Source organism: Lysobacter sp. Soil_C_59 (genome assembly GCF_057656415.1).
Genome location: NZ_JBDGKK010000009.1, coordinates 37,614 through 61,106 on the forward strand (window position 1 = coordinate 37,614; position 23,493 = coordinate 61,106).

21 protein-coding genes are annotated in these 23,493 nt (G+C 67.2%); 16 read left to right on the forward strand and 5 right to left on the reverse strand.

Annotated features, from left to right (window positions below; all coding sequences use genetic code 11):
* Window positions 1-28 precede the first annotated feature (28 nt).
* Window positions 29-1,225 (reverse strand): MFS transporter, encoded by a 1,197-nt coding sequence (locus AC3A3Q_RS15455; protein ID WP_487587065.1) that lies wholly within the window; start codon window positions 1,223-1,225, stop codon window positions 29-31.
* Window positions 1,226-1,400: 175 nt separating this feature from the next.
* Here AC3A3Q_RS15455 and AC3A3Q_RS15460 point away from each other — a divergent pair, with 175 nt between their 5' ends.
* Complete coding sequence (locus AC3A3Q_RS15460; RefSeq protein WP_487587066.1) at window positions 1,401-2,306, forward strand: LysR family transcriptional regulator; 906 nt, start codon at window positions 1,401-1,403, stop codon at window positions 2,304-2,306.
* Between the two features lie 29 nt (window positions 2,307-2,335).
* On the opposite strand, the gene AC3A3Q_RS15465 is transcribed toward AC3A3Q_RS15460, so the two are convergent.
* Window positions 2,336-3,127: a DODA-type extradiol aromatic ring-opening family dioxygenase gene (locus AC3A3Q_RS15465; RefSeq protein WP_487587067.1), complete on the reverse strand. Its 792-nt coding sequence runs from the start codon at window positions 3,125-3,127 to the stop codon at window positions 2,336-2,338.
* Window positions 3,128-3,277: 150 nt separating this feature from the next.
* On the opposite strand from AC3A3Q_RS15465, the gene AC3A3Q_RS15470 reads away from it, so the two are divergent.
* The 6 genes from AC3A3Q_RS15470 to AC3A3Q_RS15495 all read left to right on the forward strand — a co-directional run bounded on the left by AC3A3Q_RS15470 (window position 3,278) and on the right by AC3A3Q_RS15495 (window position 9,544).
* Window positions 3,278-4,732, forward strand: coding sequence for a bifunctional 2-methylcitrate dehydratase/aconitate hydratase (locus AC3A3Q_RS15470; protein WP_487587068.1), 1,455 nt, complete (start codon window positions 3,278-3,280; stop codon window positions 4,730-4,732).
* Window positions 4,733-4,906: 174 nt separating this feature from the next.
* Window positions 4,907-6,010: an OmpA family protein gene (locus AC3A3Q_RS15475; protein ID WP_487587069.1), complete on the forward strand. Its 1,104-nt coding sequence runs from the start codon at window positions 4,907-4,909 to the stop codon at window positions 6,008-6,010.
* Between the two features lie 276 nt (window positions 6,011-6,286).
* Window positions 6,287-7,366 (forward strand): OmpA family protein, encoded by a 1,080-nt coding sequence (locus tag AC3A3Q_RS15480; protein ID WP_487587070.1) that lies wholly within the window; start codon window positions 6,287-6,289, stop codon window positions 7,364-7,366.
* Between the two features lie 240 nt (window positions 7,367-7,606).
* Complete coding sequence (locus AC3A3Q_RS15485) at window positions 7,607-8,131, forward strand: hypothetical protein (protein WP_487587071.1); 525 nt, start codon at window positions 7,607-7,609, stop codon at window positions 8,129-8,131.
* Window positions 8,132-8,243: 112 nt separating this feature from the next.
* On the forward strand, window positions 8,244-8,987 hold the full coding sequence (locus tag AC3A3Q_RS15490; protein ID WP_487587072.1) for a pseudouridine synthase: 744 nt from the start codon (window positions 8,244-8,246) through the stop codon (window positions 8,985-8,987).
* A 116-nt stretch (window positions 8,988-9,103) separates the two neighbouring features.
* Entirely contained in the window at window positions 9,104-9,544 is a 441-nt protein-coding gene (locus AC3A3Q_RS15495) for a hypothetical protein (RefSeq protein ID WP_487587073.1), read from the forward strand.
* Window positions 9,545-9,652: 108 nt separating this feature from the next.
* On the opposite strand, the gene kbl is transcribed toward AC3A3Q_RS15495, so the two are convergent.
* On the reverse strand, window positions 9,653-10,858 hold the full coding sequence (kbl, locus tag AC3A3Q_RS15500) for a glycine C-acetyltransferase (protein WP_487587074.1): 1,206 nt from the start codon (window positions 10,856-10,858) through the stop codon (window positions 9,653-9,655).
* A gap of 125 nt (window positions 10,859-10,983) precedes the next feature.
* Between kbl and AC3A3Q_RS15505 the strand changes: the two genes are divergently transcribed.
* A complete protein-coding gene (locus AC3A3Q_RS15505) occupies window positions 10,984-11,658 on the forward strand; it encodes a hypothetical protein (RefSeq protein ID WP_487587075.1) in 675 nt (224 codons plus the stop codon).
* 32 nt (window positions 11,659-11,690) lie between these two features.
* Here the strand turns inward: AC3A3Q_RS15505 and tdh are convergent, their stop codons facing one another.
* Window positions 11,691-12,725: an L-threonine 3-dehydrogenase gene (gene tdh, locus AC3A3Q_RS15510; RefSeq protein WP_200606451.1), complete on the reverse strand. Its 1,035-nt coding sequence runs from the start codon at window positions 12,723-12,725 to the stop codon at window positions 11,691-11,693.
* 131 nt (window positions 12,726-12,856) lie between these two features.
* Here tdh and AC3A3Q_RS15515 point away from each other — a divergent pair, with 131 nt between their 5' ends.
* Window positions 12,857-15,040: a S46 family peptidase gene (locus AC3A3Q_RS15515; RefSeq protein WP_487587076.1), complete on the forward strand. Its 2,184-nt coding sequence runs from the start codon at window positions 12,857-12,859 to the stop codon at window positions 15,038-15,040.
* A gap of 145 nt (window positions 15,041-15,185) precedes the next feature.
* The gene (locus AC3A3Q_RS15520; RefSeq protein WP_487587077.1) at window positions 15,186-17,351 is read left to right on the forward strand and encodes a S46 family peptidase; all 2,166 of its coding nucleotides are present in this window, start codon (window positions 15,186-15,188) and stop codon (window positions 17,349-17,351) included.
* A gap of 12 nt (window positions 17,352-17,363) precedes the next feature.
* Here AC3A3Q_RS15520 and AC3A3Q_RS15525 read toward each other — a convergent pair whose 3' ends face one another.
* On the reverse strand, window positions 17,364-17,768 hold the full coding sequence (locus tag AC3A3Q_RS15525; RefSeq protein WP_487587078.1) for a DUF3224 domain-containing protein: 405 nt from the start codon (window positions 17,766-17,768) through the stop codon (window positions 17,364-17,366).
* A gap of 128 nt (window positions 17,769-17,896) precedes the next feature.
* Between AC3A3Q_RS15525 and AC3A3Q_RS15530 the strand changes: the two genes are divergently transcribed.
* From AC3A3Q_RS15530 to AC3A3Q_RS15555, 6 genes are all read left to right on the forward strand, one after another.
* On the forward strand, window positions 17,897-18,538 hold the full coding sequence (locus tag AC3A3Q_RS15530) for a histidine phosphatase family protein (protein WP_487587079.1): 642 nt from the start codon (window positions 17,897-17,899) through the stop codon (window positions 18,536-18,538).
* 37 nt (window positions 18,539-18,575) lie between these two features.
* Entirely contained in the window at window positions 18,576-19,865 is a 1,290-nt protein-coding gene (folC, locus tag AC3A3Q_RS15535) for a bifunctional tetrahydrofolate synthase/dihydrofolate synthase (RefSeq protein ID WP_487587080.1), read from the forward strand.
* A gap of 95 nt (window positions 19,866-19,960) precedes the next feature.
* Entirely contained in the window at window positions 19,961-21,001 is a 1,041-nt protein-coding gene (locus tag AC3A3Q_RS15540) for an SPOR domain-containing protein (protein WP_487587081.1), read from the forward strand.
* A 42-nt stretch (window positions 21,002-21,043) separates the two neighbouring features.
* On the forward strand, window positions 21,044-21,616 hold the full coding sequence (locus AC3A3Q_RS15545) for a CvpA family protein (protein WP_487587082.1): 573 nt from the start codon (window positions 21,044-21,046) through the stop codon (window positions 21,614-21,616).
* Window positions 21,617-21,663: 47 nt separating this feature from the next.
* Complete coding sequence (gene purF / locus AC3A3Q_RS15550) at window positions 21,664-23,130, forward strand: amidophosphoribosyltransferase (RefSeq protein ID WP_487587083.1); 1,467 nt, start codon at window positions 21,664-21,666, stop codon at window positions 23,128-23,130.
* A 3-nt stretch (window positions 23,131-23,133) separates the two neighbouring features.
* Window positions 23,134-23,490: a ribonuclease E inhibitor RraB gene (locus AC3A3Q_RS15555; protein WP_487587084.1), complete on the forward strand. Its 357-nt coding sequence runs from the start codon at window positions 23,134-23,136 to the stop codon at window positions 23,488-23,490.
* Window positions 23,491-23,493 lie beyond the last annotated feature (3 nt).

The following is a 23,493-nucleotide window of genomic DNA, read 5'->3' on the forward strand; positions in this document are numbered from 1 at the left end:
GCACGCAATTCCTTCGCGAATGGTGAAGTCAGGAACGTTCGGGCAAGCAGCCTGCGGGCAACGCGGCGTCACGCTCGCGCGCGCTTTCCAGTCGCACGCTCCACAGTGCGACGGCCAGGCCGGCGACGGTCACCGCCGCTGCCGCCCACGTCACCGCTTGCAGGCCGGGGCCGCGTTCGATGACCACGCCGCCGAGCCAGGCGCCCATGGCGTTGCCAAGGTTGAAGGCGGCGATGTTGAAGCTCGATGCGAGGTTCTCGCCGGCACCGGAGGCGTGGCGCAACACGCGCAGCTGCAGCGGCGAGACCGTGGCGAACGCAGCGATGCCCAGTGCGGTGACGAAGGCGACGATGGCGACCTGGTTGTGCAGCGCGAAGCTCATCAGGCCCAGCACGATGGCGAGCGCGGCGAGCGTGCCGAGCAACGCCGGCGTCGGCTTGCGATCGGCGAGATGGCCGCCGAGCAGGTTGCCCACCACCATGCCGGCGCCGAACAACAACAGGATCGGCGAGACGGCGCTTTCGGAGAATCCGGCCAGGCCGGTCAGCAGCGGCTGGATATAGGTGATCACCACGAACACACCGGCGAAGCCGAGCATGGTCATCAGCAATCCCAGCAGGACCTGCGGACGCACGATCGTGCGCAGTTCGTCGCGCACTGCGACCGGCGCCTGCACCTCGCGGCTGCGCGGCACCAGCAGTGCGATGACCAGCAGCGAGACCACGCCGACCAGGCTCATCGCCCAGAAGGTCGAACGCCAGCCCAGGTGCAAGCCGAGCCAGGCGCCGGCCGGCATGCCCAGCAGCGTGGCCAGGGTCAGGCCCGAGAACATGATGGAAATGGCCGAAGCCTTGCGGTCGGCCGGAACCAGGCCGGTCGCGACCACCGCGCCGACACCGAAGAACGTGCCGTGTGTCAGCGAGGTCAGCACGCGCGCGGCCATCAGCGTGGTGTAGTCCGGCGCCAGCGCACAGGCGGCATTGCCGATCGTGTAGATCGCCATCAGCGCCAGCAGCACCGCCTTGCGCGGCATGCGCCGGGTCAGCAGGGTCAGCACCGGGGCACCGACGAACACGCCCAGCGCGTAGCCCGACACCAGCATGCCGGCGGCGGCGATGGAGACGTGCAGGTCGGCGGCGACCTGCAGCAGCAGGCCCATGATCACGAACTCGGCGCAGCCGATGCCGAACGAGCCGGCGGTCAGGGCGTACAGCGCCATGGGCATGCGGCCGGAGGTCGGGGCGGGAAGGTTTGGATTGGAGCGAGATGGGGCGGTGGCGAGGGCCATGGCGCGGCGTCCACTCGGGGAAGAAGGGAGGTGCGCAGGCTAGGGCGTTGCATATTCCGCGAAAACCGCCAAGATGACTAATCAGTTTCAATGATTGGTTGATAATCCATCCATGGACCGCATCGGCGATATCAGCCTGTTCCTGCGCGTGCTCGACCTGGGCTCGATCAGTGCCGCCGCCCGCAGCCTCGACCTGTCGGTCGCCGTAGCCAGCCAGCGCCTCAAGCGGCTGGAGCGGGACCTGGGGGTACGCCTGCTGCACCGGACCACGCGCCGGCTGCACGCGACCCCGGAGGGCGCTGCGCTGGCCGAGCAGGGGCGGGCGCTGGTGGAGGACCTGGAGGCACTGACCAGCAGCCTCGGCCTGGGCGGCAGCGAGATCGCCGGGACCCTGCGGGTGACGACCTCGGCCTCGTTCGGACGTTTATATGTATCGCCGCTGGTGCCGGAGTTCCTCGAGCGCCATCCGCGCGTGCGGCTGAGCCTCAACCTGAACGACCAGATGCTGGATCTGGTCAGCTCCGGGTTCGACCTGGCGATCCGGATCGGCGAACTCGCGGACTCCAACCTGGTCGCGCGCAGGCTCGCGCCGAACCGGCGGGTGCTGTGCGCGTCGCCCGACTACCTGCGCCGGCATGGCACGCCACGCACGCCACAGGATCTGGTCGAGCACGATTGCGTGATGCTGGTCGGCAGCCAGGGGCGGCAAGACGTGTGGCGAATGAGCGACGGTGCCGGCGGCGAAGTCGCGGTGCGCGTGCACGGCCGCATCGAAAGCAACTACGGCGAAGTCGTGCGCGATGCCGCCGTCGCCGGGCTCGGCATCGCCCTGCATTCGACCTGGCATGCGTCGGATGACCTGCGCAGCGGTCGCCTGCAGATCGTGCTCGCCGACTTTCCGCCGGCCGAGACCGGCATCTACGCGGTGATGCCGCAACGCCGGCTCGTTCCGCCGCGCGTGCGAGCCTTCGTCGACTTCATGGAAGAGCGGTTGGCGCAGGTGTTGCCGACGGACTGACGGTCGGCATTGACCGCGCCCATCGCCACTCAATCGAACGCGAACGCATCCAGTGCCAGCGAGCCAAGCTGGTGCGATCGATGGATCGCGCGGACGTTGGGCGTGTCACCCGCGGCGCCGAGTGCGACGAACAGCGGCATCAGGTGCTCTACGGTGGGATGCGCGTGCTGCGCGTGCGGCGCGCGCTGTTGCCAGTCCAGCAGGGCCGGCCAGTCGTGCGCGGCCAGCATCGTGTGCATCCAGTCGCCGAACTCCTGCGCCCACGGTGCCAGCGCCGCCTGCGGATGTTTCCAGTCCAGATCGCCCAGGTTGTGCACGAAGCCGCCAGATCCGATTACCAGCACGCCTTCATCGCGCAAAGGGGCCAGCGCCTGGCCGAGCGCGAAATGCTGCGCCGCGTCGCCGTGCGGCATCACCGACACGGGCACCACCGGCACGTCGGCATCGGGATACATGCGCAGCATCGGCACCCAGACGCCGTGATCGAGGCCGTGGTTTTCGCGCACGCGCGGATTGAGCCCGGCATCGGCAAGGCGTTGCGCGATCTGTTCGGCCAGGTCGGGCGCGCCCGGCGCCGGATAGCGGATCTGGTAGAGCGGTTCGGGGAAGCCGCCGAAGTCATGCACCGTGTGCGGCTGGATATGCCCGCCCACCATCGGCCGGTCCGTCATGAAATGCGCCGAGACGACCACGACCGCCCGCGGCCAAGGCAGTTGTCGGCCAAGGCCATCAAGGAAGCGGCCGGCAGGGGAATCCTCCACTGCGAGCATCGGCGAGCCATGGGAGAGGAACAGGGTCGGAAGGCGGGTAGGAACGTCCATGCAACAAGGGTGGGCCCGTAGCGCGTCTTTTCCAAGCACCATGCGCGTGCCGGTGCGTTCCGCCGTGAAGCGTGCAGCGACGCAAGTTGCTCACATCCACGCCACTGCGCCCCGACGACAATGCGCGCGGCACCGTCCACTGGATTGCTCATGAGCCACGCCGACCTGCGCTCCGCCGTCCGCCCGCCGCCCGATGCGGCGATGGCGGACATCGCCGACTACGTCGTCGACTACCGGATCGATTCGAGCGAGGCCTACGACACCGCCCGTTACATGCTGCTCGACTCGCTGGCCTGTGCGGCGCTGGCAATGGACCACGCCGAGTGCGTCAGGCACCTGGGACCGCTGGTGCCCGGTGCCGTGCTTCCCGGCGGCGCGCGCGTTCCGTTCACCGCGCACGAACTCGACCCGGTGCAGGCCGCCTACAACATCGGCGTGCAGATCCGCTGGCTGGACTTCAACGACACCTGGCTGGCGGCGGAGTGGGGGCATCCGTCCGACAACCTCGGCGCGATCCTGGCGGTGGCCGACTACCTGGGACGAAAGGGCGGCGGCGCGGCGATGACCGTGCGCGACGTACTCGGCCATGCCATCAAGGCACACGAGATCCAGGGCTGCTACGCGTTGAAGAACTCCTTCAACCGCGTCGGCCTCGATCACGTGATCCTGGTTCGCCTGGCATCGACGGCCGTGGCCACCGCGATGCTCGGCGGCGGCAAGGAGCAGATCGTCAACGCCATATCGCACAGCTGGATCGACAACGGCGTGTTGCGCACCTATCGCCACGCGCCCAACACCGGGCCACGCAAAAGCTGGGCAGCAGGCGATGCATGCCGTCGCGCGGTCACGCATGCACTCAACGCGGTCAAGGGCGAGGTCGGATATCCCAGCGCCCTGAGCGCAACGACATGGGGATTCCAGGACGTCGCCTTCGAGGGCCAGCCGTTCGAGTTCGAGCGGCCGTTCGGCAGCTACGTGATGGAGAACATCCTGTTCAAGATCAGCTACCCGGCCGAGTTCCACGCGCAGACCGCGGTGGAGTGCGCGATGCAACTGCACGCGCAGGTCGCGCCGCGAATCGAAGCGGACGGCGTGGAGGCGATCGAGTCGATCGTCATCCAGACCCAGCAGGCGGCGATGCGCATCATCGACAAGACCGGCCCGCTGGCGAACTACGCCGACCGCGATCACTGCCTCCAGTACATGGTCGCCGTGCCGCTGTTGTTCGGGCGCCTGCGTGCCGACGACTACGGCGATGCGGTGGCGGCGGATCCGCGCATCGATGCACTGCGTTCGCGCATGCGGGTGGAGGAAGACCCCCGTTTCACCCGTGATTATTTCGATCCCGACAAGCGGTATATCGGAAACTCCGTTCAGGTTTTCTTCAAGGACGGAACGCAGAGCGAAAAGGTTTCTGTCGATTATCCGGTCGGCCATCGCCGCAGACGCGGCGAGGGTATTCCGCTGCTGATGGCCAAGTTTGAAGCGGCTGTAACGGCAAAACTGCCGGAAAGGCAGGTTGGGGCGCTGCTCGCGCTGGTGGCTGACCCCGAGCAACTGCTGGCCCAACCGGTCACCCGGCTGATGAACGGCCTGCGTTGCTGAATCCCGACCAATTGCCGGACGTTGGCCGGGGAACTTCCCGGATTGTTAGATCACCGTTAACACCGCTTTCACATAGGCAAATTTAACCTCCGCCCCGATGGCGTCGTCTGGCGGCCGTCCTAAGTGGGAACCTCGCAGACGCTGTTTCCGTTTTTTGATCAAGGAGCTGGATATATGAATAAGAAACTCCTCTGCGCCGCCCTGCTGGGTGGTCTGAGTCTGGCCCAGGCTGCCAATGCGCAGGAATTCGATGATCGCTGGTATCTGACCGGCTCGGCCGGCATGAACATCCAGGACAACGATCGCGGCACGCGCAATGCGCCGTTCGGTGCGCTCGGCGTCGGCAAGTTCCTTAATCAGAACTGGTCGATCGACGGCGAGCTGAACTACCAGAACCCGAACATGGACGACAACCAGGATCTCAACTGGAGCCAGTACGGGATTTCGTTTGACGGTCGTTACCACTTCGTGGAAGAGGGCCGCAACTGGGCTCCGTACATCCTGATGGGCCTGGGCTACCAGCGTTCGGAGCAGGAGTTCGACAACTTCCCGAATCCGAATTCGCCGGCAGAGCGTGAGGAAGGCAATCTCGCAGCCAAGGTCGGCGTCGGCGTGCAGAGCGCCCTGTATGGCAAGCGCGCTGCGATCCGCACCGAGCTGGCCTACCGCGCCGACTTCGACGACAGCGACTTCAGCACCAATGCAAGCGGTGCCCCGCTCGACGACGAATCCTGGTACGGCGATCTGCTGGCTTCGGTCGGCGTCGTGATCCCGCTGGGTCCGCCGGTTGTTGCCGCTCCGCCGGCTCCGGCGGCGCCGAGCTGCGCCGACCTCGATGACGACGGTGACGGCGTCAACAACTGCGACGACAAGTGCCCAGGCTCGCAGGCCGGCCAGACCATCGGTCCGGACGGTTGCCCGGTGCCGGTGTCGATCGACCTGAAGGGCGTGAACTTCGACTTCGACAAGGCCACGCTGCGTCCGGATGCGGTTTCGATCCTGTCCGAGGCCACCGAGATCCTGAAGCGCTATCCGGAGCTCAAGGTCGAAGTCGCCGGTCATACCGACCAGTGCGGCAAGGATGCGTACAACCAGAAGCTGTCGGAGCGTCGCGCCACCACGGTGTACGACTACCTGACCAGCAATGGCGTGGACGCCGCTCGCCTCGTGGGCCCGATCGGTTACGGCGAGAGCCGCCCGCTCGAGGACATGGGCCAGGCCTTCCCGGGCTGCAAGAGCGAGAAGAACCGTCGTACCGAGCTGAACGTGCAGAACTAAAGCTCGAACCGCGGGGGGCTCGGCAACGAGTTTCCCCCGCAAAGCAATCCTCGAAGCCCGGCCTCTGGCCGGGCTTCGTCGTTATTGGGACTTTGCCTTATCAGATAAATTCGCGAAAAAACGTTAACCAGTATTAACAAATACAATCACGGTGTATGATCGCCGCCGTCAGTGACCCCCTTGGCCCCCGCCAAGGCCGATTCAGCTACCGCAACGCGCATGCCTGCAGTACGCCTGTATTTCCCCGTCCGTTTCTGACTGATCAAGGAGTGACACATGAAGACCCGTTTGTTGAGCACCGCCCTGCTGGCTGGCCTGGCCGTTTCCCAGGTCGCCAGCGCCCAGGAATTCGATGACCGCTGGTACCTGACCGGCACCGCCGGCATGAACATCCAGGACAATGACCGTGGCACCCGCAATGCGCCGTTCGGTGCTCTGGGCGTCGGCAAGTTCCTGAACTCGAACTGGTCGCTCGATGGCGAGCTCAACTACCAGAACCCGAACAACGACGCCAACCAGGATCTCAACTGGAGCCAGTACGGCATTTCGTTCGACCTGCGCCGCCACTTCCTGGCCGAAGGCCGCAACTGGGCGCCGTATCTGTTGATGGGCTTGGGTTACCAGCAGTCGGAAGAAGAGTTCGACTCGTTCCCGAACCCGAACTCGCCGAGCCAGCGTGACGAGGGCAACCTCGCCGCCAAGGTTGGCGTCGGCCTGCAGACCGCCCTGGGCGAGCGCGTGTCGCTGCGCACCGAGCTGGCCTACCGCGCCGATTTCGACGACGGCAGCGTTGCTGCTCCGAACGAAGACTGGTTCGGCGACATGCTGGCCTCCGTCGGCGTCGTGGTCCCGCTGGGCGCGCTGCCGGTCGCTGCCGCGCCGGCCCCGGTCGCGCCGAGCTGCGCCGACCTCGATGACGACGGTGACGGCGTCAACAACTGCGATGACAAGTGCCCGGGTTCGCAGGCCGGCCAGACCATCGGTCCGGACGGTTGCCCGGTGCCGGTGTCGATCGACCTGAAGGGCGTGAACTTCGACTTCGACAAGGCCACGCTGCGTCCGGATGCGGTTTCGATCCTGTCCGAGGCCACCGAGATCCTGAAGCGCTATCCGGAGCTGAAGGTCGAAGTCGCCGGTCACACCGACCTGTGCGGCAAGGACGCGTACAACCAGAAGCTGTCGGAGCGTCGCGCCACCACGGTGTACGACTACCTGACCAGCAATGGCGTGGACGCCGCTCGCCTCGTGGGCCCGATCGGCTACGGCGAGAGCCGTCCGCTGGAGCCGACCGAGCAGACCATGCCGGCCTGCAAGAACGAGAAGAACCGTCGTACCGAGCTGAACGTGCAGAACTAAGCACGCGACGCGGGAGGCTCGGCAACGAGTTCTCCGCACTGCACTCTTCGAAGCCCGGCCTCGCGCCGGGCTTCGTCGTTTCCGGGAGGCTCGTGCATCCTCACGTTGCTGCGACGTGATGCGCGCGTGATGCTGTTTTCCCGGCGGTTTTCGCGGTTGTCGCCAGTTGCCCCGGCGCCTACACTGCCGACGCAACCCCGCGACGTTCCGGTCGCCGGGACGAATGGAAGGAGCCGTGCCATGCGCGCGATGATCGGTGTGTCGTTGTTGTTGCTCGCAGGAGTGGCGCAAGCGCAATCTGCGCAATGCGGTTCGATGTCGGCACCGGCTGCGCTGCCGATCCGTCCGACCGTGGTGGCACCGATCGCGCCGGAACTGGTCGTGCCCAGCCATCAGCTCGGTGCGCCGACTGGTGTGCTGTCGCAGGCGTTCGATGAAGCACTCGCCGTGGACCAGGTGCTGTTCCGCTTGCGTCTGGAAGGTTGCCAGGTGGCCAAGGCGCTGCCCGCTGCCGCTCCGGCGAGCGCGATGCCGAGCGCGAATGATGCGGCCGCCTACAAGCCCAAGACGCAGTTCGACAACACGCCGTGGCGGTTCGACATGAACCAGAACGGCAAGAAGATGACGGCCGAAGAGTTCGATGCCTGGATGAAGGCCAAGGGCGTGCGCGTGGCCAAGGGCAAGGGCGGTGCCGTGGCACCTGCGGTAACTGCGCCGGCTCCGGTCGCAGCGCCGCCTGCTCCGGTCAAGGACGAGAAGAAGTGATTGACGCGGGGCGCATCCGCGCCCCGTTGCCTGCATCGCATCACGCGCGCTGCGCGGGTGCCTGCGCAACGTCGCCCTCGCAAGCGGGCGACATGAACCCAGCGAATCGATGATGGCGTCCACGCCTCGCCACGGCCTTGCGCGCGTGCTGTCCAAACAGGGTGTGTGTTCGCGCAGCGAGGCCGCGCGCTGGATACAGTCCGGTCGCGTCGAAGTCGACGGTCGCGTGATCCGCGATCCCGAATTCCCGATCGTGCAGGGCCGCCACCGCGTCGTCGTGGACGGCAGCGAGCTCGGCCAGGCGCGGCGCATCCACCTGATGCTCAACAAGCCGCGGGGCCTGGTGACCACGACCCAGGACGAGCGCGGGCGCGACACTGTCTACCGCTGCTTCGACGGCGCCGGCCTGCCCTGGCTGGCGCCGGTGGGCAGGCTCGACAAGGCCAGCGAGGGCCTGCTGCTCTTCAGCAACGACCCCGTCTGGGCGGCCCGCATCACCGACCCGGACAGCGGGCCCGACAAGACCTACCACGTGCAGATCGACACGCTGCCGGACGAGTCGCTGCTGGCGGCCCTGGTGGCCGGCGTGGACGAGGATGGGGAGAGGCTTCGTGCCAGCAGGGTGAGCCTGCTGCGCAATGGCGAGCGCAATGCCTGGGTCGAGATCGTCCTCGAGGAAGGCCGCAACCGGCAGATCCGGCGGCTGCTCGCCGCGTTCGGGATCGAAGTACTGCGCCTGGTCCGGGTCGGCATCGGCTCATTGGCGCTGGGCGACCTGGGCAAGGGCCAATGGCGTGAACTGAGCGAGGCCGAAGTGGCCGCGCTGGCGGCGCCTCCCTGTTCATCTGATCGTTGAGGTGCCGGCTTGAATGCCGCAGTGCGGGACTGTGGGCGGCATCACCTTTTTAACGTTTCCTTTGCGCGGTTTTGACGCCTACACTGCCGCCAACTTCGTCGTGGGGAGAGCGTGAGATGCGCAAGATGTCGATGGTGGTTTCGCTGCTGCTGGTGTCGGGTGTTGCCGCAGCACATACGGGTATGAATGATCGTGGCCCGGCCGGCGCTGCCCAGTCCGACGTCGCTCGTTCGGCCGTGCGCATGGATCAGGGCGTGATGGTTGCCGCAGGCAAGAAGACCAAGGCGGCCGAAGCCGCTCCGAAGGCCGAGGAAGCCAAGGCCGAAGTCGCAGCCGAATCCACGGCGCCGGGCGAGTACAAGCCCAAGACCCAGTTCGACAACACGCCGTACCGTTTCAACATGAACCAGAACGGCAAGAAGATGACTGCCGAAGAGTTCGATGCCTGGATGAAGTCGCGCGGCATCCGCGTCGCCAAGGGCGCACCGGCTGCCGGTGCCCAGCCTGCCGCTGCGCAGGGCGGTGCCCAGGTCGCGAACGAGGCCAAGGGCAAGTAAGCGCTCCACATCCTCGTCGGGATGAAAAGCAGAAGGCCGGTCAATGACCGGCCTTTTGTTTTTTTGTCGTCATCCCGGCGAACGCCGGGATCCATTTTGCTGTCGACGTCAGGCCTTCACGACGCCCAGCTCGCGACCAATCTTCACGAACGCAGCGATGGCCTGGTCGAGTTGCTCGCGCGTGTGCGCGGCGGAAATCTGCGTGCGGATGCGCGCCTGGCCCTGCGGCACCACCGGGAAGAAGAAGCCGATGGCATAGATGCCTTCTTCCAGCAGTCGCGTTGCGAACTTCTGCGCCAGCGGTGCGTCGTACAGCATCACCGGGCAGATCGGGTGCACGCCCGGCTTGATGTCGAAGCCGGCGGCCGACATCTGTTCGCGGAAGTAGGCGGTGTTGGTGGCCAGCTGCGCGCGCAGTTCGCCGGCCGACGACAACATCTCGAACGCCTTGATGCCGGCGGCGACCACGTGCGGCGGCAGTGAGTTCGAGAACAGGTACGGGCGCGAGCGCTGGCGCAACATCTCGATCACTTCGCGGCGCGCGGTGGTGAAACCGCCCAGTGCGCCGCCCATGGCCTTGCCCAGGGTGCCGGTGAAGATGTCGATCTTGTCCATCACGCCTTTCACTTCGGCCGAGCCGCGGCCGCTGGCGCCGAGGAAGCCGGTGGCGTGGCATTCGTCGATGTGCACCAGTGCGTTGTACTTCTTGGCCAGTGCGGTGATCTCGTCGAGCGGGGCGATGAAGCCGTCCATCGAGAACACGCCGTCGGTGGTGATCATCTTGGTCTTGCAGCCGGCGGCATCGGCGGCCTGCAGTTGCTTCTCCAGGTCGGCCATGTCGCAGTTGGCGTAGCGGAAGCGCTTGGCCTTGCACAGGCGCACGCCGTCGATGATCGAGGCGTGGTTGAGGGCATCGGAGATGATGGCGTCTTCTTCGCCGAGCAGCGGTTCGAACAGGCCGCCGTTGGCGTCGAAGCAGGCGGCGTACAGGATCGTGTCCTGGGTGCCGAAGAAGTCGGCGATGGTCTGTTCCAGTTGCTTGTGCAGGTCCTGGGTGCCGCAGATGAAGCGCACCGAGGCCATGCCGAATCCGTGGGTGTCCAGCGCGGCCTTGGCGGCGGCGATCACGTCCGGGTGGTCGGCGAGGCCAAGGTAGTTGTTGGCGCAGAAGTTCAGCACGCTGCGGCCGTCTTCGAGGGTGATCTGCGCCGACTGCGGCGAGGTGATCACGCGCTCGGCCTTGAACAGGCCCTGGCTGCGGATGGTGTCGAGTTCTTCCGCGTAGCGGGCGGTCAGGGCAGGGGAGTTCGTCATGGCGGGATTCCGTCGGAGGCAGGGCGCTGCGGCAAGCGGGCATTTTAGCTGGTGCTTGGGTGTCCGGCGCTTCACAGGCGGGGACCCGGCGACGTTGCTCTGATCAACTGGTTACCATCCGCCCCATGAGCCTGCGCACCACGCTGCCGCTGTGGCCGCTGCCATTCCTGGCGGCACTGCTGCCGTTCGCGGTCAGTCACGTGGCGTGGTGGCTGTCGGTGCGCGATGGCCTGATTCCCTCCTGCAACCCGTACTGGGACGGTTGCGTGTCGATCAGCCGGGCGGCGCGTTATGGATTGGGCAACCACCTGTTCCGGATGGTGATGCTTCCGGCGGCGACGATCCAGGCACTGTGCTGGCTGGCGGCGACCGTCTGGCTGCGGCGGCAATGGCAGGTGCGCGTGCGCGTATTGCCATGGCTGGGCCTGGCGGCAGGTGTGTTCCTCGGCCTGTACGCAACGTTCCTCGGCAGCGATGGCGAGATCTACCAGGTGCTGCGCCGCTACGGTGTCTACCTGTACTTCGGCTGCAGCTACATCGCGTTGATGCTGGTGCTGCATGCCTTGTCGCGGCGGCAACCGCGGCCGCGCGCGTACGCGCCCTTGCTGGCCGTCGCGATGGGATTCCTGGCGCTGGGGGTGATCGCGGTGGCGCTGGGCTATGCGCTGGCTGCAACGCTCTATGGCGATCGCTGGGAGAACGTGCTCGAGTGGCACGTCGGTTTGTGGCTGACCGCGATGTTCGCGGCGCTGGCGTGGTGCTGGTGGCGCGATGGGCTGCGCGTGGCGCTGGTGGACTGACGGACGCCCGAGCGTCCGTCAGTCGAATCAGATCAGTTCCAGCTCAGCACGACCTTGCCGGCCTTGCCCGATTCCATCAGTTCGAAGCCCTGCTGGAAATCGTCGATCGGCAGCTGGTGCGTAAGCACCTTGCCGAGCGGGAAACCGCCGAGCACGAGCTGCGTCATCTTGTACCAGGTCTCGTACATCTTGCGGCCGTACATGCCGTGGATGGTGAGGCCCTTGAAGATGATCTTGTCCCAGTCGGCGCCGGCGCCCTTGGGCATGATGCCGAGCATCGCGATCTTGCCGCCGTGGTACATGCAGTCGAGCATGTCGTTGAAGGCGCGCGCGTTGCCGCTCATCTCCAGGCCGACGTCGAAGCCTTCCATGTGCAGGTCGGCCATCACGTCCTTGAGCGAGGTGTTGGCGACGTTGACCACGCGCGTGGCGCCCATGTCGGCGGCGAGCTTGAGCCGGTAGTCGTTGACGTCGGTGACCACCACGTTGCGCGCGCCGATGTGCTTGCAGATGCCGGCGGCAATGATGCCGATCGGGCCTGCGCCGGTGATCAGCACGTCCTCGCCGACCACGTCGAATTCCAGCGCGCAATGCGCGGCGTTGCCGTAGGGATCGAAGAACGCGGCCAGCTCGCTCGGGATCTGGTCCGGGATCGGCCACAGGTTGCTGGCCGGCATCACGATGTATTCGGCAAAGGCGCCGTTGCGGTTCACGCCGATGCCGACGGTGTTCGGGCACAGGTGCTGGCGGCCGGCGCGGCAGTTGCGGCAGTGGCCGCAGACGATGTGGCCTTCGGCCGACACGCGCTGGCCGATCTTGTAGCCGGTCACGCCCGGGCCGACTTCGGCGATGCGGCCGACGAACTCGTGGCCGATCACCAGGCCCGGCTTGATCGTGCGCTGGCTCCACTCGTCCCACAGGTAGATGTGCAGGTCGGTACCGCAGATCGCGGTCTTCTCGAGCTTGATCAGGACTTCGTTCGGGCCGGGCGCGGGGATCGGCACCTCTTCCATCCAGATGCCCTTGCCAGCTTCGCGCTTGACCAGCGCTTTCATCGATTGCGTCATTGGGATCGTCCGCGGTTTGGCGGTAAAGAGACGGCAATTATACGCCGCCGGCCCGGTCGGACCGGGGGGCGGGTTTGCCCGGGGCGGCAGGATTGGCCTATCGTCGCCGGCTTACATCCCAGATTCGATTCATGCCCCTGTCCATGCCGACCATGCGCCACCGTCTGTCCGCCCTGTCCGTCTCGCTGTTGCTGGCTCTGGGAGCGGGCGCCGCCCACGCCGACGAGGGCATGTGGATGCCGTCGCAGCTGCCCGACATCGCCCGCCAGCTCAAGGCGGCGGGGTTCAAGGGCAAGCCCGGCGACCTGGCCGAGCTGGCGCGGCCGCCGATGAACGCGGTGGTCAAGGTCGGCGGCGCCAGTGGCGCGTTCGTGTCGAACGATGGCCTGGTGCTGACCAATCATCACGTCGCCTTCGGCGTGGTCCAGTACAACTCCAAGCCTGAGCGTGACCTGATCAAGGACGGCTACATCGCCAGCGACCGCGCCGGCGAACTGCCTGCCAATCCCGACTACCGCGTCCTCGTCACGACCGGTTTCGATCGTGTCACCGACAGCATCCTCGACGCTGCGCGCGGCAAGCAGGGTCGCGCCTATTACGACGCCGTCGACAGCGCCAGCAAGGCCGCGGTCGCTCAGTGCGAAAGCGAGCCTGGCTATCGCTGCAGCATCGCCAACATGTACTACGGCACGGACTTCTATCTCGTGCGCCAGCTCGAGCTGCGCGACGTTCGCCTGGTCTATGCGCCGCCGAACGACATCGGCAACTACGGCGGCGAAGTCGACAACTTCGTCTGGCCGCGCCATGCCGGCGACTTCACCTTGCTGCGTGCCTACGTCGGCAAGGACGGCAAGCCGGCCGACTACTCCGCCGACAACGTTCCGTACGTGCCGCCGGCGCACCTGCAGGTGTCGACGCGCAACGTCAAGGATGGCGACTTCGCCATGCTCGCCGGCTACCCGGGCGTGACGTTCCGTCATCGCATGGCGTCGGAGTTCGACAACCAGATCCAGTGGCAGCTGCCGTCGCGCGTGGCGCTGTACCAGCGCATGATCGACGTGGTTGAAGCCGGTGGCAGCAAGGATGAAGCCGCGCGCGTGAGCTACGCCTCGCAGGTGCGCGGCATGAAGAACACCCTCAAGCGCGCGCAGGGCGAACTCGATGGCCTGCGTCGCAGCGACGCGGCCAAGGTGCGTCGCGATGACGAGTCGGCCATGTACGCCTGGCTCGACCAGCAGGCCGATGCCGCCGCCACGCGCGCCGACATCGACGCCGCGCAGGCGGTGATCGACCAGGGCGTGGCCACGCGTGAGCGCGACCAGCTGCTGGGCGCGATCCAGTCGCAGACGCAGCTGCTGCGAGCGGCGATCACCCTGCAACGCTGGGCCGCCGAGCGTCCCAAGCCGGACGCGGAGCGCGAGACCGGCTACCAGCAGCGTGATGAAGTGCTGGTCACCGGTCAGCTCAAGCAGGTACAGCGCCGCTATGCGCCGGCGATCGAAAAGGCGCTGCTGACCGAATTGCTGACGCAGTACCAGGCGTTGCCGGTGACGCAGCGCGTGGCCGAGTTCGATGCGGTGTTCGGCACCAGGCCGGCGCAGCTGAAGACTCGGCTGGATGCGCTGTACGCAGGTACCAGGCTGGGTGACGAAGCCACGCGCCTGGGCGCGATGGAGTCCGACAGCGACACGCTGGCCAAATCCGGCGACACGCTGCTCAAGGCGGCGGCGACGCTGCTGCCGGCGATCCAGCGCCTGGAAGACGAGAACAAGGCCAGCGCAGGCGAGCTGCTGCGGCTGCGCCCGGCCTACATGCGTGCGCTGATCGCCTACCGCAAGACGCAGGGCCGCGCCGTCTACCCCGATGCCAACTCGACGCTGCGCGTGAGCTATGGCCGCATCAGCGCGATGGACCCGCGCGACGGCGTGCACTACCTGCCGCTGACCACGGTGCAGGGCATCGTCGAGAAACACACCGGCGAGGAGCCGTTCAACGCGCCGCAGCCGCTGCTCGACGCCATCGCCAAGGGCGATTTCGGCAGCACCGCCGAGCCCAGCCTGGGCACGCAGACGGTCGACCTGATGACCAACCTCGATACCACCGGCGGCAATTCCGGCTCGCCCGTACTCGATGCGAGGGGCGACCTGATCGCACTGAACTTCGACAGCAACTGGGAAGCGGTGAGCGCGAGCTGGATGTTCGATCCTCGTTACAAGCGCGCGATCCATGTCGACATGCGTTACCTGCGCTGGCTGCTGGCAAAGGTGTATCCGGCGCCGCACCTGCTCCGGGAAATGAACCTGCCGGCGGAATAAAGGCAGGTAGACGGGGCGGGCGTGCCGATATTGGCGCGCCGCCTTGCAGCAGCAAAGCTGAACGGCGGTCATGGTCTTTGCCATGGCCGCGCGGGCGCGGCAGAGGCTAGACTCGCCCGTCGATCTTCGTGCTGGGAGCGGATGCATGCGTCATGCGGTGTTGGCGGTTGCGGTATTGGGTGCGACGGCCGGAGTCGGCGTTGCCCGGGCAGGCGAGGGCATGTGGGTGCCGCAGCAGTTGCCGGAAATCGCCGGCCCGCTGAAGAAGGCCGGCCTCAAGCTCAATCCCAAGCAACTGGCCAACCTCACCGGCGATCCGATGGCCGCGGTGGTTTCGCTCGGCGGATGCACCGCCAGCTTCGTTTCGCCGCAGGGGCTGGTGGTGACCAATCACCACTGCGCCTATGGCGCGATCCAGCTCAACTCCACGCCCGAGAAGAACCTGATGAAGGACGGCTTCAACGCCGCCACTCGGGGCGAAGAAGTATCGGCCGGGCCCAATGCGCGCATCTATGCGCTCGATACCATCCAGGACGTGACGCGCCAGGTGCAGGACGCGATCGCTGCCGCACCCGACGCACTTGGCCGCACCGCTGCGCTGGAGAACATCGAAAAGCAGCTGGTGGCCTCGTGCGAACGCGAAGCCGGATTCCGCTGCCGCCTCTATAGCTTCTCCGGCGGCAATGCCTACCGGCTGTTCCGCAACCTCGAAATCCGTGACGTGCGCCTGGCCTATGCGCCTCCCGGCGGCGTCGGCAACTTCGGTGGCGAAGTCGACAACTGGACCTGGCCGCGCCACACCGGCGACTTCGCGTTCTATCGCGCGTATGTCGGCAAGGACGGCAAGCCTGCCGCGTTCTCGCCCGACAACGTCCCCTACCAGCCCAAGGCGTGGCTGAAGTTCGCCGACAAACCGCTGGAGGCGGGCGACTTCGTGATGGTCGCCGGCTACCCGGGTCGCACCGCGCGCTATGCGCTGGCCGAAGAGTTCGAGGAAACCGCGAGCTGGACCTACCCCACGATCGGCGGCCACTACAAGGACCTCGTCGCGCTGGTCCAGGCCGAGGGGCGCAGGAACCCCGACGTCGCGGTGAAGTACGCCAGCACCGTCAAGGGCTGGCAGAACACGATGAAAAATTACGAAGGCCAGCTCGCCGGCTTCAAGCGCATCGACGCCGCCGGCCGCAAGCAGGCCGAGGAAACCGCGGTGCTCGACTGGCTGCGCAAGCAGGGTGGCAAGGGCGAGGCGGCGCTGGCCGCGCACGCCAGGTTGATCCAGCTTGACGATGCCGCGCGCGTCAATCGCGAACGCGACCTGGTGTTCGGGCAACTGCGCAGCACCGGCGTGCTCGGCGCGGCGACGCAGCTGTACCGGCTGTCGCTCGAGCGTGCCAAGCCCGATGCGCAGCGAGAGCAGGGCTACCAGCAGCGCGACCTGGCCACGTTCGAAGGTGGCATGCGGCAGATGGAGCGTCGCTACGTGCCGGCCATGGATCGCCAGCTGCAGGCCTATTGGCTGCGCGAGTACACCAAGCTGCCGGCATCGCAGCGCATCGCCGCGATCGAGAAGTGGCTCGACGGCAGTGACGACAAGGCGATCAACCGCGCCCTCGACAAACTCGCCAAGACCAACCTCGGCATCACCGAGCAGCGGCTGAAGCTGATGACGGCCAGCAGCGCCGAGCTGGAGAAGAGCAAGGACCCGGCGATGCAGTTCGCCGTGGCGATCATGCCGACCGTGCTGCAGCTGGAAAGCGAAGGCAAGGCCCGCGCCGGCGACGCATTGCTGGCGCGTCCGCTGTACCTGCAGGCGGTGGCGGACTATCGCAAGAGCAAGGGGCAGTTCGTCTACCCCGATGCGAACTCCTCGCTGCGCATCACCTTCGGCAACGTCACCGGCTATACCAAGCTCGATGGCAGCAAGCAGGTTCCGTTCACGCGCCTGGAAGAAGTCGCCGCCAAGGCCACCGGCCAGGATCCGTTCAACGCGCCGAAGGCATTGCTCGATGCAGTCGCGGCGAAGAACTACGCGGGCCTGGCCGACAAGAAGCTCGGCACCGTGCCGGTGAACTTCCTGTCCGATCTGGACATCACCGGCGGCAATTCCGGTTCGCCCGTGCTCGATGCGCAGGGCAAGCTGGTCGGCCTGGCCTTCGATGGCAACTGGGAGTCGGTCAGCAGCAACTGGGTGTTCGATCCGGCGATGACGCGGATGATCTCGGTCGACCAGCGCTACATGCGCTGGATCATGCAGGAGGTCTATCCGGCGCCGCAGCTGCTGCAGGAGCTGGGTGTCGCGAAGAAGCAGTGAGGCAGCAGTGCCTCACTCCTGCCTGGGCAATTCGTAGTCGAAGGTATAGAAATGCGCGCCATCGCGGATGTCGATGGTCATGCGCCCGCTCAGGCCCTTCAGCTCGCCGGTGCCCGAGTCGGGCACCACGCTCACCGTCAGTGTTGGTGAGCCGCGGTCGAGCGTGCCGTTGTGCTGGGTGAGGAAGGCGCCTACGCGGCCCTCGAGCGCACCGCTGATGCGCTCGACCGCGACGTAAGCCGCCGAGCCTTCGACTTCGGTGCCGACGGCGAGCATGTGCACCACCGCGGTGGCATCGAGCGCGCCATGGAAGCGCTTGTCGAAGCGGAAGTGGCCGGCGACGACGCCGTCGCCGAGGTCGCAACCGCCTTCCGGTGTGCGCTTGACCTCGAATTCGCCCTTCACCTGTTGTGCCATGGTCGTGCTCCGTGCGCTGTCGTGTGCGGTGAATCCTCGCGCACGGCCACGGCGGTTGCCAGTGCAACGGTTGTGCGGCCGCCGGCATTTGCCTAGGCTGCAGGGCTGTCGTCCCCACAGACCAGAGCATGCGCATCCTCTTAGCCCGTCACGGCGAGACGCCGTGGAACGCCGAAGGCCGCTACCAGGGCCAGGAAGACATCCCGCTGTCGCCGGTCGGCATCGGCCAGGCGACAGCGCTGGGCGAGCGCCTGCGCGAGCTTCCGATCACCCGCGCCGTGGCCTCGCCGCTGACGCGGGCCCGCCAGACCGCCGAGTTCGCCCTGGGTGAGCGCGACCTGCCGCTGACCCTGGATCCGGGCCTGATTGAAATCGCCCATGGCACCTGGGAAGGCCTGCTCGCCAGCGAGATCCGCGAGCGCGACGGCGAGCGCCTGCAGGCCTGGCGCGATGCGCCGCACGAGGTGCTGATGCCGCAGGGCGAATCGCTGCAGCACGTGTTCGACCGCGCCTGGCCGGCCTTCGCCCGCGCCACCGAGGGCCTGGGCGATGGCGACACGCTGCTCGTGGTCGCCCACGATGCGGTCAACCGCGTGCTGCTGTGCCACGTGCTGGGCATCCCGCTGTCGAAGCTGTGGGGCTTCCGCCAGGCGCCCACCACCATCAACCTGCTGGAAGGCCCGGACGTCGACCATCTCGAAGTGGTGCGCCTCAACGATTGCAGCCACCACACGCTGCTGTTCGGCGAAGCGGTGCACCGGGCCCTGTAATCGCCTGCCAGAGAGTCGGACAGGCGATAATGCGGCGATGACCCGCACGCTTGCCGACTGGCTCGAGTACATCGAGCGCATCCACCCCAAAACCATCGACATGGGCCTGGAGCGCATCGGCGAAGTCGCCAGGCGCCTGCGCCTGAAGCGACCGGCGAAGAAGGTCATCACCGTCGGCGGCACCAACGGCAAGGGCTCGACGGTGGCCTTCATCGAGGCGATCGCGCGCGCCGCGGGCCGCAAAGTCGGCGCCTACACCTCGCCGCACCTGCTGGCCTACAACGAGCGCATCCGCATCGACGGGACCGACGTTGGCGACGCCGACCTGATCGCCGCCTTCGAAGCCATCGAGGCGGCCCGCGTCGAAGTCGAGCTGACCTATTTCGAATACGGCACGCTGGCGGCGCTGTGGCTGTTCGAGCGCGCCGGGCTGGACCTGGCGATCCTCGAGGTCGGCCTGGGCGGGCGCCTGGATGCCACCAACCTGGTCGATGCCGATGTCGCGGTCGTCACCACCGTCGACCTCGATCACCAGGACTACCTCGGCGACGAACGCGAGGCGATCGGTGCCGAGAAAGTCGGGATCGCGCGCATGGGCAAGGCGCTGGTGCTGGGCGATGACGATCCGCCGTCGAGCGTGCTCGGGCATGCCTACCGCATCGGTGCGTCGACCTGGCGCATCAGCAACGACTTCTTCTTCGAGGTGTTGCCCGTCGATCTCGACGGCAACGGCGAGCCGCTGCCGCCGCGCTGGCGCTGGCGCGAGATCGGCTATCGCCAGGAGTTGCCGATGCCGCGGCTGGCTGCACCGGTGCAACTGCGCAACGCCGCCGTCGCCATCGCGGCCCTGCGTGCGCTTGGCAAACCGGTGCCGCGTGCCGCCATCGCCGAAGGCGTCGCCAATGCACAGGTCAGTGGCCGCTTGCAGCGCTTCGATCGCGACGGCGTCGAGGTCGTGGTGGATGTCGGCCACAACCCGCAGGCGGCGCGTGCGCTGTCGGCGTGGCTGGCGGCCAACCCTGTGGGCGGCACCGTGCATGCGGTCTATGCCGCGCTTTCGGACAAGGACGTGGCGGGCGTGGTCGAGGCGATCGCGCCGCAGGTCACGCATTGGCACCTGGCGGGCCTTCCCGGTCCGCGCGGTGGCAGCGTCGAAGCGTTGGCAACGCGTTTGCAGGGCACGCCGGCGGCGACCGCGACACGCCATGAGCAGGTCGAGGATGCGCTGCGGCAGGCGCATGCGCAGGCAGGTGCCGGCGATCGCGTGCTGGTGTTCGGTTCGTTCCACACCGCCGCCGCCGCGCTGGAGTGGCTCGACCGCGACTGAACGGTGCGAAGCGATTCCTTTGCGTCCGATCGCGGTCGCGGCGGGCGGCGAGGGTATAATTCGCACGGCAATCCGCCTGCGGTGTGCGAGACCCGATGGAACCTGCCCTGAAACAGCGACTCATCGGCGCGACGGTACTGGTCGCGCTGGCGGTGATCTTCCTGCCAATGCTGATCAAGGGCCCGGCGCCCGAAAGCGGAGCCTCCGACGTTCCCCTCAAGCTTCCCGATGCCCCGCAGGGCGAGTTCGAGACGCGCGAGTTGCCACTGGTTACTCCTGGCCAGGCCCCGCAAGGCGGCGCGGTCGGAATGAACGCCGGCGATGCCGACAGGCTGCCCACGGTCGATACCACGCAGGGCGCGACTGCCGCAGCGCCGACCACTGACACCACACCCGCGCCTGCCGGTACCGCTGGCGGCGATTTCGCCGTGAGCTTCGGCAGCTACGCCTCCGCGGCCGATGCCGACCGGGTGGTGAAAGCGCTGGCCTCGGCGCAGTTGCCCGGTTTCCAGGAAGCGGCGCCGGGCAACGGTGGCCGCACCCTTTATCGCGTCCGCATCGGACCGTATGCGACCCAGGCCGAGGCCGAGGCCGCGCGCCTGCAATCGGCGCGCGTGCGCAGCGACGTCGGCGCCAAGGTCTTGACCCTGAATGCAGACGCGGATGCGGATGCCGCGCCGGCGGCGCAGACCGCCGCCGTGCAGCCCGCACCGGCGGTGTCGGCGGCGGTACCGCTGGCCGACTCGACGCCGGCAGCCCGCCCGGCGCCGCTGCCCCCGGAGCCGACCAAGCCGGTGGCCAAGCCGGTCGAGGCCCCCGCCAAGCCCGTGACCAAGCCCGCGTCGACCACGGTCGCCAGCGCCGCCCCGGCGGCAGCGCCGGCCAGGCCGGCCGCCGCCGATACCGGGTTCGCGGTCCAGTTGGGCGCCTTCGGCAGCGCCGAGGAAGCCGGAAAGCTGCGTGACCGCGCCCGCGCGGCCGGCTTCAGCGCTTTCGTCGAGCAGGTCCGGACCGACAAGGGCGTGCTCAACCGGGTCCGGGTCGGGCCGGTGGCCAGCCGCGCCGACGCCGACCAGCTCAAGGGCCAGGTCGCGGCGAAGCTGGGCGTCGGCGGCATTGTCCGACCGCACCCCTGACCCCATCTAGGCCGGGCAGACCATGAGCGATTGGCGCACCCCATGAGCATGTTCGACTGGGTGCTGCTGGCGGTGGTGGCGGCATCGGCGCTGTTCGGGCTGATGCGCGGCTTCGTCGGCGTGCTCGCCTCGCTGGCGGCATGGGTGCTGGCAGGGTGGGCGGCGTTCCTGTTCGGTGCGCAGGTCGCGCTGGCCCTGGCCGGTGATGGCGATGCCGGTCCCGGCGAGCTGCTCGCCGGTTACGCATTGAGCTTCATTGGCGTGTTGATCGTGGTCGGCCTGGTGGGCTGGCTGGTACGCAAGCTGGTGCAGTCGGTCGGCCTGTCCGGGCTGGACCGGTTGCTGGGCCTGGCACTGGGCCTGGCGCGTGGTGCGTTCGTCGCCTGCGCGCTGGTGCTGCTGCTGGGCCTGACGGCGATGCCGCGCGAGCCGCAGTGGCAGCGCTCGCAGGTGGTGCCGGTGTTCGTTCCGGGGGCGCAGTGGCTGCGCACCTGGCTGCCCGACTGGGTGGCCGCGCAAGTTGACCTGGACGGTCGTGAAGAAGCACTGCCGGCGCCGCAATCGCCGGAGCACGAAACCGGTCAGGCCCTGCCTGCGCCGGTCAGCGAGGCCTGACGGGCCGCGCCAGCACCAACCCTCTTTACTCAGCAGGACTCATCACCATGTGCGGCATTCTCGGTATCGTCGGCCATAACGACGTCGCGGCGCAGCTCTACGACGGCCTGACGGTGCTGCAGCATCGCGGCCAGGACGCCGCCGGCATCGCCACCGCCAACGGCAGCAAGCTGCGGGTGCACAAGGGCAATGGCCTGGTCAGCGAAGTCTTCGACGCCAAGGCGATGGCGCTGCTGGAAGGGCGCGTCGGCATCGGCCACTGCCGCTACCCGACCGCGGGCAGCGAAGGTTCGGACGAGGCGCAGCCCTTTTACGTCAACTCGCCGTTCGGCATCGCACTGGCCCACAACGGCAACCTGATCAACACCGACGCGCTGCGTCGCGAGGTGTTCGAGCAGGACCGCCGCAACGTCAATACCGAGTCGGATTCGGAAGTGCTGCTGAACGTGTTCGCGCACGAGCTCGACACGCAGAAGGCGCTCAACCCCGAAGCGACGTTCCGTGCCATCGAAGGCGTGCACAAGCGCTGCGTCGGTGGCTTTGCCGTCGTCGCCACGGTGCTTGGCCTGGGCCTGGTCGCGTTCCGCGATCCCAACGGCATCCGTCCGCTGGTGCTGGGCAAGCGCCAGGGCAATGGCCAGGACGAATATGCGGTCGCGTCGGAATCGGTCGCGCTCGACCTGCTCGGTTTCGAGCGTCTGCGTGACGTCCGGCCGGGCGAGGCGATCGTGATCACTCCGCGCGGCGAACTGTTCACGCGCCAGTGCGCCGAGCCGCGCATGCACACGCCGTGCATCTTCGAGTACGTCTACTTCGCCCGTCCCGACTCGATGATGGACGAGGTTTCCGTGCACAAGGCGCGCATGCGCATGGGCCAGAAGCTCGGCGAGAAGATCCTGCGCCTGCGCCCGGACCACGACATCGACACCGTGATCCCGATCCCGGACACCTCGCGCGACGCCGCGCTGGAAATCTCCAACGTGCTGGGCGTGAAGTACCGCGAGGGTTTCATCAAGAACCGCTACGTCGGCCGCACCTTCATCATGCCGGGGCAGGGCGAACGCGCGAAGTCGGTACGCCGCAAGCTCAACCCGATCCCGCTGGAGTTCCGCAACCGCGTCGTGCTGCTGGTCGACGATTCGATCGTGCGCGGCACCACCTCCAAGCAGATCGTGCAGATGGCGCGCGACGCCGGCGCGCGCAAGGTCTACCTGGCCTCGGCCGCGCCGCCGGTGCGCTTCCCCAACGTCTACGGCATCGACATGCCGTCCGCCGAGGAACTGGTCGCGCACGACCGGACCGACGATGAAGTGCAGAAGCTCCTCGGCTGCGACTGGCTGATCTACCAGGACCTGTCGGACCTGGAAGAGGCGGTTTCCGGGCCCAAGCACAACATCGAGTATTTCGATTCGTCGTGCTTCAACGGCGAATATGTCACCGGCATCGAACCGGGCTACTTCGAGCGCATCAAGCAGTTGCGTTCTGACGAAGCCAAGAAGACGCGGAGGGCCTGAGCCATGCACGAACTTCGCCGAATGATGATCCCCGACGACGAGAACGGCCAGGTACTGCGGCAGATGCTCGACGACGGCGACGACCTGGACGTGCCGCGCGGAATCGAGTTCTTCCATGTCTTCGCCGAGCAGGAGGATGCCGACGCCTTCGTCGAAGCCGCCGCCGCATTGCCCGACCTGATGGTCGAGGATGCCGAAGTGGACGAGGAAGGCATCTGGCAGGTGTGCGTGATCCGGGTGATGGCGCCGTCGCACGCGGCCATCACTGCGCTGGAGCTGCAGCTGGGCGAGCTGGCCGAGTCGCACAGCGGTTATGCCGACGGTTGGGGCTGCCCGCCGGCGGACGAGACCTCGCACTGAGTC

Coding starts and splice junctions, on each gene's coding strand:
- AC3A3Q_RS15475 (WP_487587069.1), top strand. CDS start 4,907: ATGAATAAGAAACTCCTCTGCGCCGCCCTGCTGGGTGGTCTGAGTCTG.
- AC3A3Q_RS15505 (WP_487587075.1), top strand. CDS start 10,984: ATGAGCCTGCGCACCACGCTGCCGCTGTGGCCGCTGCCATTCCTGGCG.
- AC3A3Q_RS15545 (WP_487587082.1), top strand. CDS start 21,044: ATGAGCATGTTCGACTGGGTGCTGCTGGCGGTGGTGGCGGCATCGGCG.
- AC3A3Q_RS15490 (WP_487587072.1), top strand. CDS start 8,244: ATGGCGTCCACGCCTCGCCACGGCCTTGCGCGCGTGCTGTCCAAACAG.
- AC3A3Q_RS15485 (WP_487587071.1), top strand. CDS start 7,607: ATGCGCGCGATGATCGGTGTGTCGTTGTTGTTGCTCGCAGGAGTGGCG.
- tdh (WP_200606451.1), bottom strand. CDS start 12,725: ATGACGCAATCGATGAAAGCGCTGGTCAAGCGCGAAGCTGGCAAGGGC.
- AC3A3Q_RS15455 (WP_487587065.1), bottom strand. CDS start 1,225: ATGCCCATGGCGCTGTACGCCCTGACCGCCGGCTCGTTCGGCATCGGC.
- AC3A3Q_RS15495 (WP_487587073.1), top strand. CDS start 9,104: ATGCGCAAGATGTCGATGGTGGTTTCGCTGCTGCTGGTGTCGGGTGTT.
- AC3A3Q_RS15470 (WP_487587068.1), top strand. CDS start 3,278: ATGAGCCACGCCGACCTGCGCTCCGCCGTCCGCCCGCCGCCCGATGCG.
- kbl (WP_487587074.1), bottom strand. CDS start 10,858: ATGACGAACTCCCCTGCCCTGACCGCCCGCTACGCGGAAGAACTCGAC.
- AC3A3Q_RS15540 (WP_487587081.1), top strand. CDS start 19,961: ATGGAACCTGCCCTGAAACAGCGACTCATCGGCGCGACGGTACTGGTC.
- AC3A3Q_RS15460 (WP_487587066.1), top strand. CDS start 1,401: ATGGACCGCATCGGCGATATCAGCCTGTTCCTGCGCGTGCTCGACCTG.
- AC3A3Q_RS15515 (WP_487587076.1), top strand. CDS start 12,857: ATGCCCCTGTCCATGCCGACCATGCGCCACCGTCTGTCCGCCCTGTCC.
- purF (WP_487587083.1), top strand. CDS start 21,664: ATGTGCGGCATTCTCGGTATCGTCGGCCATAACGACGTCGCGGCGCAG.
- AC3A3Q_RS15480 (WP_487587070.1), top strand. CDS start 6,287: ATGAAGACCCGTTTGTTGAGCACCGCCCTGCTGGCTGGCCTGGCCGTT.
- folC (WP_487587080.1), top strand. CDS start 18,576: ATGACCCGCACGCTTGCCGACTGGCTCGAGTACATCGAGCGCATCCAC.
- AC3A3Q_RS15530 (WP_487587079.1), top strand. CDS start 17,897: ATGCGCATCCTCTTAGCCCGTCACGGCGAGACGCCGTGGAACGCCGAA.
- AC3A3Q_RS15525 (WP_487587078.1), bottom strand. CDS start 17,768: ATGGCACAACAGGTGAAGGGCGAATTCGAGGTCAAGCGCACACCGGAA.
- AC3A3Q_RS15555 (WP_487587084.1), top strand. CDS start 23,134: ATGCACGAACTTCGCCGAATGATGATCCCCGACGACGAGAACGGCCAG.
- AC3A3Q_RS15520 (WP_487587077.1), top strand. CDS start 15,186: ATGCGTCATGCGGTGTTGGCGGTTGCGGTATTGGGTGCGACGGCCGGA.
- AC3A3Q_RS15465 (WP_487587067.1), bottom strand. CDS start 3,127: ATGGACGTTCCTACCCGCCTTCCGACCCTGTTCCTCTCCCATGGCTCG.